6 protein-coding genes are annotated in these 7,825 nt (G+C 70.2%); 3 read left to right on the forward strand and 3 right to left on the reverse strand.

The features are described 5' to 3' along the window. On the forward strand, positions 1 to 1,038 hold a 1,038-nt coding region (locus tag ACRDP3_RS05475; protein WP_431515671.1), incomplete at its 5' end, for an SUKH-4 family immunity protein. Positions 1,039 to 1,287: 249 nt separating this feature from the next. On the opposite strand, the gene ACRDP3_RS05480 is transcribed toward ACRDP3_RS05475, so the two are convergent. Beyond that, positions 1,288 to 2,898 (reverse strand): cation acetate symporter, encoded by a 1,611-nt coding sequence (locus ACRDP3_RS05480; RefSeq protein ID WP_431515672.1) that lies wholly within the window; start codon positions 2,896 to 2,898, stop codon positions 1,288 to 1,290. Further along, positions 2,895 to 3,212 carry a DUF485 domain-containing protein gene (locus ACRDP3_RS05485; protein WP_431515676.1) on the reverse strand — a complete coding sequence of 106 codons (318 nt, stop codon included), beginning with the start codon at positions 3,210 to 3,212 and terminating at the stop codon, positions 2,895 to 2,897. The genes ACRDP3_RS05480 and ACRDP3_RS05485 overlap by 4 nt, the downstream gene beginning before the upstream one ends. A 644-nt stretch (positions 3,213 to 3,856) precedes the next feature. On the opposite strand from ACRDP3_RS05485, the gene ACRDP3_RS05490 reads away from it, so the two are divergent. Both ACRDP3_RS05490 and ACRDP3_RS05495 read left to right on the forward strand, forming a co-directional pair. Beyond that, on the forward strand, positions 3,857 to 4,684 hold the full coding sequence (locus ACRDP3_RS05490) for an ABC transporter ATP-binding protein (protein ID WP_431515673.1): 828 nt from the start codon (positions 3,857 to 3,859) through the stop codon (positions 4,682 to 4,684). Beyond that, complete coding sequence (locus tag ACRDP3_RS05495; protein WP_431515674.1) at positions 4,681 to 7,260, forward strand: ABC transporter permease; 2,580 nt, start codon at positions 4,681 to 4,683, stop codon at positions 7,258 to 7,260. Before ACRDP3_RS05490 ends, ACRDP3_RS05495 begins: the two co-directional genes overlap by 4 nt. A 105-nt stretch (positions 7,261 to 7,365) precedes the next feature. Here the strand turns inward: ACRDP3_RS05495 and ACRDP3_RS05500 are convergent, their stop codons facing one another. Beyond that, positions 7,366 to 7,740, reverse strand: a complete 375-nt coding sequence (locus ACRDP3_RS05500; protein WP_431515675.1) for a type II toxin-antitoxin system VapC family toxin — start codon at positions 7,738 to 7,740, stop codon at positions 7,366 to 7,368. Between the last annotated feature and the right edge of the window lie 85 nt (positions 7,741 to 7,825).

Genomic DNA, 7,825 nt, shown 5'->3' on the forward strand with positions numbered 1-7,825 from the left:
GGCGTGCAGCCCGCGTACGGGTATCCGCAGCAGCAACAGCCGCCCGCCGGCCTGCCCACGGTCGGCCCCGGCTACATGGCGGTGCTCAGATACCGCGCACCGGACGGCTCCGAGCAGCAACTGATCCGCCGCTCCGCGCCCGGCACGCCGCACCCGGAGTGGCAGATCCTGCACGAGCTGCGCGGCATGAACGTACCGCCGCAGCAAGTGCTGGAGCTGCACACCGAGTTGGAGTCCTGCGACCTGCCCGGTGGCTACTGCGCCCGGATGGTCCGCGAGACCTGGCCCCAGGTGCGGGTGACGCACACCGCGCCCTACGGTCGCGAGCACGCCTCCCGGCAGCAGGGCATGCGGCATCTGATCGAGCATCAGGGCGAGTTGCACCAGGTCGCGGACGGTCCGGCGCGGCCGGCCCCGTTCCGGGTGCCGTTGCCGCCGCAGCATCAGATCCCGCCCGTGCCGCCGATCCCGCCGGACGCGATCGGGCACGAACTCATGCAGGCGTTCGGGCCGCAGGGCGTCTTCCGCTTCGACCAGCACGCGGTCTCCCGGCAGGGGGTGCCCGACATCGTGGGGCAGACGCTGGTGTGGTCGGGGCTGCCGGTGGACATGGGCCCGTTCTTCTGGGGGCAGGCGCAGCCGGGCCGCCCGGTGCCGACGCTGGCGGAGCTGGCCCAGGAGCGGGGCGTGCAGCCCGGCGCCGACGCGGGCTCGTACCTGGTGATGGGCAACGACTTCGGCCGCCAGCTGTGCGTGCAGTTCGGTACGGCGCACATCGTGGCGCTGCCGCTGGAGGGCGGTACGGGCGGACAGCCCGCGCAGCCGCAGTTCGTGAGCACCGGGCTGCCGGAGTTCGTGCGCTGCCTGGCCGTGCTGGGCCGCATGTGGCCCCTGCGGTACGGGCTGACGCAGGAACAGGCGGGCCGTTGGACGGTCGACTTCCAGTCCCAGCTGGCCGCGCTGGACCCGGCCGCGCTGTCCTCACCGGAGAACTGGTGGTCGGTGCTGCTGGAACAGATGTGGGACGGACTCTTCTAGGGCGTGTTGCGAAAGTTTCGCCTGGCCCGCGGTGTCTGGCACGCACGCTTGCGGCGTTGTCGGTCGTCGGCGCAGCCCGCTGCGCTCTCCTCCCTCCGCCTTGCGATCGCACGCACCAGGCACCGCGACCCCCGCCCTACTGGGGGCACCTCCCGGGCCGCCAAGGCCCAGGGGGAGGACGACGCTCCTTTCACAACACGCCCTAGTCCAGCCGTTGGTTACACCCGTGGAGCCTGTTCGGACCGACGCTCAGTCCCGGGTCGCGCCCGCGCCCGCGAGGAGGCGCGGCTCGGCGGCATGGTATTCGTGGCGCTGGCGTGCCTGGGTGCCGCGGCCGGTGAGGAACGTGCCCGCCCAGCCGATCACGAACCCGACGGGGACGCTGATCAGGGCGCTCGTGGTGAGCGGGAAGACGCTGAAGTCCACGCCGGGGAAGAGCGCTTCGCGGTCCCCGGAGACCTGCGTCGAGAAGGTCATCACCACGACGGTGGCGACGGTGCCGCCGATGAGGGTGGCCAGCAGGCCGGTGCGGGTGAAGCGGCGCCAGAAGAGGGAGAAGACCAGGGCCGGGGCGATGGCGGACGCGCCGATGCAGAAGGCGAGCGCGATGAGCGGCCGGAGTCCCTTGTCCTGTACCAGTACGGCGACGGCGATGGCGGGCACGCCCACGGCGAAGGCGGCGGCCCGGGCGGTCAGCAGCTCGCGCCGCGGCGTGACCGTCCCGCGGCGCAGGACGTGCGCGTACAGGTCGTGGGCCAGGGAGTTGCCGCAGGCGAGGATCATGCTGGCGACCGAGGAGAGCAGGGTCAGGAAGACCGCGGTGGCCACGGTGGTGAAGACCAGCGTGGAGGCGGTGGGGCCCGCGACGATCGCCTGGCCGAGCTGGAGGATCGCGGTGCTCCCCTGCGGGCCGCCGGCCGCGATGACCTCGCGGCCCAGCAGCGCCGTGGCTCCGGCGCCGATGATCGCGATGAACAGGACGAAGACGCTCATGATCAGGACGGCCCACGACATGGCGCGGCGGATGGCGGGTGCGTCCCGGGCCGTGTTCATCCGCATGGTGATGTGCGGCAGGCAGGCGCCGCCGATGACGACCGCCAGCTGACCCGAGATCATGTCGAGCCGGCCCAGTGTGCTGTCGCCCATCAGCAGGCCCGAGCGGGAGTAGGCGGGTCCCGCTCCGCTGCCGATGTTGGCCAGGGCCAGCAGCCGGGAGGGGTCCCAGCCGGCCTTGTCCATGACGAGCACGGCGAGCAGTGCGGAGGCACCGAGCAGCACCACGATCTTGATGATGTGGACGAGCGCGGTGCCCTTCATGCCGCCGATGGCGGCGTAACCGATCATCAGCGCGCCCAGCGAGATGATGGTGGCGGTACGGACCGAGGAGCCCTCGAAACCGAGGATGAGGGTGATGAGCTGGCCCGCGCCGGCGAGCTGGAAGATCATCAGGGGAAGCAGCGCGGCCAGGGTGACCGCGGTGGCGGCGAGCCGCACGCTGCGGCTGCCGGCGCGGTGGGTGAGGGCGTCGCCCATGGTGAAGCGGCCCGCGTTGCGCAGCGGTTCGGCCAGCAGCACCATCAGCAGGAGCAGCGACAGCGCGGTGCTCAGCGCGAGGGTGAGACCGTCGAAGCCGGTGAGGGCGATGACGCCGATGGTGGAGAGCACGGTGGCGGCGGAGATGTAGTCGCCGGCGATGGCCAGGCCGTTGCGCAGCGGGGCGAGGGTGCGGAAGCCCGTGTAGAACTCGTCGAGGTCGTCGCGGTCCGCGCTGGTCATGATGCACAGCAGCAGGGTGAGGCTGACGATGGCGGCGAAGATGGCGAAGGAGAGGGACTGGGACGAGGAGTCGACGGTGTTCACCGGGTGTCCTCCAGGCGTTCGTGCCATTCGGTGTCGGAGCTGCGGACCCGGTGGGCGGCGGGGTCGACGGACGTGCGGGCCACGTACTCGTAGCCGATGACCGTCAGCAAGGTGATGGGGATCTGCAACAGCCCCAGTACGACGCCGAGATTGAGGGTGCCGAAGAGCAGCGTGTCCATCACGTCCGGCAGGAAGCCGGCCATGCAGAGGTAGCCGGTGAAGTAGCCGAGCGCGGCGAAGGTCATGCTGCGGCGCAGCCAGCGGTAGGAGGTGCGCAGGCGGGCGAGTTCGGTGTTCTCGCGGTTGTCGCGCATCGGCACCGTCGGGGGGTAGGCGGGGGGCGGGGGTACGTGGCGGGCGTGCCGGGGGCGTTGGGCCGGCCGCGGGCGCCGGGTGGGCCGTGGCGGGTGCGGGGGAGGCGGTGGGTGAGCCGGGAACGGTGGATACGGGGGCGGCGAGGGATACGTTTCGTAGACCTCGGACAGATCATCTTGCTCGTACGTGTTGAACGCCATTCGCTGTTCCTCCCCTGCGCGGAGCCGAACACCCGAGGGTGAGCGCACGCTACGGGCGGGCACGGCGCAGGCGGAAGGGGCGAGGAAAAACCTGTCACAATCCGCGCATTGGTCACCACGTTGGTTACTCGCGGTAATGGTGCGGTCGTGAACGTCCCCTAGGGGGAGTCCCGTTGGGGCTGCCCCGCCCCGGATCGTCCTGACGCAGGACGAGGCGGCGCCCGCCGCTCACTAATCTGTTGGAACGGGGACGGGGAACGGGGACGGAGCAAGCGCCGGCGACCCTCGGCCCGGGACGTCGCGGCGGCCGGGTGGGGATAACCCCCGCACCCGGAGGCGGACGGGCACCATCGCGGCCGGCGGCGCCCTCACGGGAAGCTCGGACACACGGGGAATCCCACCGAACGAGAGCACGACGTGGACGCTTACCGAGGAGAAATATCATGACAACGGCTGTAGCGAATCCCCTGACCGGGGGCAGCGGGGCACGTACGGCCGTAGCCGCCGCCCGGCAGTTGGTGAAGTCCTACGGGGCGGGGGAGACCCGGGTGGTGGCGCTGGACCACGTCGATGTGGACATCGCGCGCGGCGCCTTCACCGCCATCATGGGGCCGTCCGGCTCCGGCAAGTCGACGCTGATGCACTGCCTGGCCGGTCTGGACTCGGTGACCGAGGGCCGGATCTGGGTCGGGGAGCAGGAGATCACCGGCCTGAAGGACAAGAAGCTGACGCGGCTGCGCCGGGATCGGATCGGGTTCATCTTCCAGGCGTACAACCTGCTGCCCACGCTCAACGGCCTGGAGAACATCACCCTTCCGATGGACATCGCGGGCCGCAAGCCCGACCAGAAATGGCTGGAGCAGGTCATCGAGACCGTCGGCCTGGGCGGGCGGCTCAAGCACCGGCCCAGCCAGCTCTCCGGCGGCCAGCAGCAGCGCGTCGCCGTCGCCCGCGCACTTGCGGCCCGGCCCGAGATCATCTTCGGTGACGAGCCGACCGGCAACCTCGACTCCCGCGCCGGCGCCGAGATGCTCGGCTTCCTGCGCCGCTCGGTGGACGAGCTGGGCCAGACCATCGTCATGGTCACCCACGATCCGGTCGCCGCCGCCTACGCCGACCGCGTGCTCTACCTCGCCGACGGCCGCATCGTCGACGAGATGCTGCACCCCACCGCCGAGGCCGTCCTGGACCGGATGCTGCGGCTCGCGGCGACCGGCGCGAGCGGCGCCCCCGGCACGGCCGCGGCGACCGAGAGCGGCGGCGCGTCATGACCATATTCAGGACGTCGATGCGCAACTTCTTCGCGCACAAGGGGAGAATGGCGCTCAGCGCCATCGCCGTACTGCTGTCCGTGGCTTTCGTGTGCGGCACCCTGGTCTTCACCGACACCATGAACACCACCTTCGACAAGCTCTTCGCCGTGACCGCGCCCGATGTCTCGGTGAGCGCGAAGAAGGCCAAGGGAGCCGACCCGGAGCAGCGGCAGACCGCCAAGCCCGAGACGGTGCCGGCCGCGGCCGTCGGCACAGCACGTGCCGCCGACGGGGCAAGGTCCGCGGAGGGCATGGTCTTCAGCGAAAAGGTCACCGTCGTCAACAGCGACGACAAGAACATGGGCTCGAGTACCGGCGCGCCCACCATCGCGGGCAACTGGACCGAGTCCGACCGCCGGACGATGGATATCACCTCCGGGCACAGGCCCCGTGGGCCCACCGAGATCATGGTCGACGCCGACACGGCGAAGAAGCACAAGCTGAAGCTGGGCGACGAGCTGCGCACCATCGCGGTCACCGGCGACTTCACCGCGAAGGTGTCCGGCATCGCCACCTTCAAGGTCACCAACCCCGGTGCGACGGTCGTCTACTTCGACACCGCCACCGCGCAGCGCAAACTGCTGGGCAGGACCGGTGTGTACTCCGGCGTCGCGGTCACCGCCGACAGCGGTGTCACGCACGAGCTGCTGAAGAAGAACCTCGCGGCGTCGCTGGGCGCGGACAACTACTCGTACCAGACGCAGAAGGAGACCGCGGACACCAACCGCGAGGACGTCGGGTCCTTCCTCAAAGTGATGAAGTACGCGCTGCTCGGCTTCGCCGGCATCGCCCTCCTCGTCGGCATCTTCCTCATCGTCAACACCTTCTCGATGCTGGTCGCCCAGCGGACCCGGGAGATCGGCCTGATGCGGGCGATCGGCTCCAGCCGCCGGCAGGTCAACCGGTCCGTGCTGATCGAGGCGTTGCTGCTGGGCGTCATCGGTTCGGTGCTCGGCGTCGGTGCCGGAGTGGGTCTGGCCGTCGGCCTGATGGAGCTCATGGGCATGATGGGCATGAACCTCAGCACGTCCGAACTCACCATCAAGTGGACGACGCCCGTCATCGGCCTCGTGCTGGGCATCATCGTCACGGTGCTGGCCGCCTACCTGCCGGCCCGCCGGGCCGGCCGGGTCTCCCCGATGGCCGCCCTGCGGGACGCGGGAGTCCCCGCCGACGGCAAGTCCGGTGCGCTGCGCGCGGTGCTGGGCGTGCTGCTCACGGGCGGCGGCGCGGCATGCCTCCTGCTCGCCACGCAGGCGGACAAGGCCCGTCCGGGTTCCCTGTATCTGGGCGGCGGCGTGCTGCTCACGCTGGTCGGGTTCATCATCGTCGGTCCGCTGCTGGCGGGCGGGCTGGTGCGGGTGCTGTCGTGGGTGACGCTTCGCCCCTTCGGGCGGGTCGGCCGCCTCGCCGAGCGCAACGCGCTGCGCAACCCGCGCCGTACGGGCGCCACCGCCGCGGCCCTGATGATCGGGCTCGCGCTCGTCGCCTCGCTCTCGGTGGTCGGCTCCTCGATGGTCGCCTCGGCCACGCAGGAGCTGGACAAGTCGGTCGGCGCGGACTTCATCATCCAGTCCGACAACGGCCAGGGGATCATCCCCGCCGTGGAGAAGAAGCTCAAGGCGTCCGACGACCTGGAGACCGTCACCTCCTACAAGGGGATCGGCGTACGGCTCAGCACGCCCGACGGGAAGTCCCAGCGCGAGCAGTTGGCGGCCACCGACCCTTCGTACATGCGCGATCTGCGACGTGAGACGACCTCGGGTGATCTGTCGGCGGCTTACGGCAAGGACGCCATGTCGGTGGGGGACAAGTTCGCTAAGAAGCACGGCGTCAAGGTCGGAGACGAGCTGAAGGCGGCCTTCACCGGCGGCCGTACGGCGGAACTCAGGGTCGCCGCGATCACCTCCGACGACACCAGCGTGGACAACGGCGCGATGTACACCGACATCGCCACCGCCCGCCGCTATCTCCCCGCCGATCAGGTACCGCCCAACATGATCATGTTCGGGTCGGCGAAGGACGGCCAGGAGGACGCCGCGTACGCGGCGCTGAAGAAGGAGCTGAAGCCGTACCCGCAGTACCAGGTGCGGGACCAGGCCGACTTCAAGCAGACCCTGCAGGACCAGGTCGGCCAGTTGCTCAACATGGTCTACGGACTGCTGGCCCTGGCGATCATCGTCGCCGTCCTGGGCGTGGTGAACACCCTCGCCCTGTCGGTCGTCGAACGCACCCGCGAGATCGGCCTGATGCGGGCCATCGGCCTCTCCCGGCGGCAGCTGCGCCGCATGATCCGCCTGGAGTCGGTCGTCATCGCCCTCTTCGGCGCCCTGCTCGGCCTCGGCCTGGGCATGGCCTGGGGGGCGGCCGCCCAGAAGCTGCTGGCGCTGGAGGGACTGGGCGTACTGGAGATCCCGTGGCCGACGATCGGCTCGGTCTTCGTCGGCTCGGCCCTGGTGGGCCTGGTGGCGGCGCTCGTTCCGGCGTTCCGCGCGGGCCGCATGAACGTGCTGAACGCGATCGCGACGGAGTAGGCGGGAGCCGCAGAGGTTACGGCAGCGGCCCCGGTGAGCGTGGCGGTGCTTACCGGGGCCGCCGCGGTGCGCCACTACAGGACGTGCTCCGGGTCGGGCTCCGGGTCAGGCAGGCACGATCTGCACGTCGTACTGCGTCATCCACTTGTCGCGGGTGACGAGGCTCATGCCCTCGATCTGCGCCTGAGCGATGAGAAGCCGGTCGAAGGGGTCGCGGTGGTGTGGTGGCAGTCTGCCTGCGCGCACGCCGTGACCCGCTCCGACGGACAGCGGTGTGAACTGGGAGTCGCGCGCCCGTTCGGCCAGGTCCTCGGGTCCGGTGAGCTTCCCGAGGGACTGTTTGATCGCGATCTCCCAAGGCGAGACGGCGCTGACGTGGACGTAGGGCTCCGTATCCAGCAGCGCCTTGATCCCGTCGGACAGCTCCGGGGAGTCGTCCAGCCACCACAGGAGAACGTGGGTGTCGAGCAGTAGTCGCATCAGCGCATACCGAACGAGTCGGCGATGTCGTCGGGCAGTTCGTCGAAGTCGTCAGCGATGTGGATCTGCCCCCGGAGCGAGCCCC

It is taken from the genome of Streptomyces sp. (assembly GCF_050698815.1).
Lineage (GTDB): Bacteria > Actinomycetota > Actinomycetes > Streptomycetales > Streptomycetaceae > Streptomyces.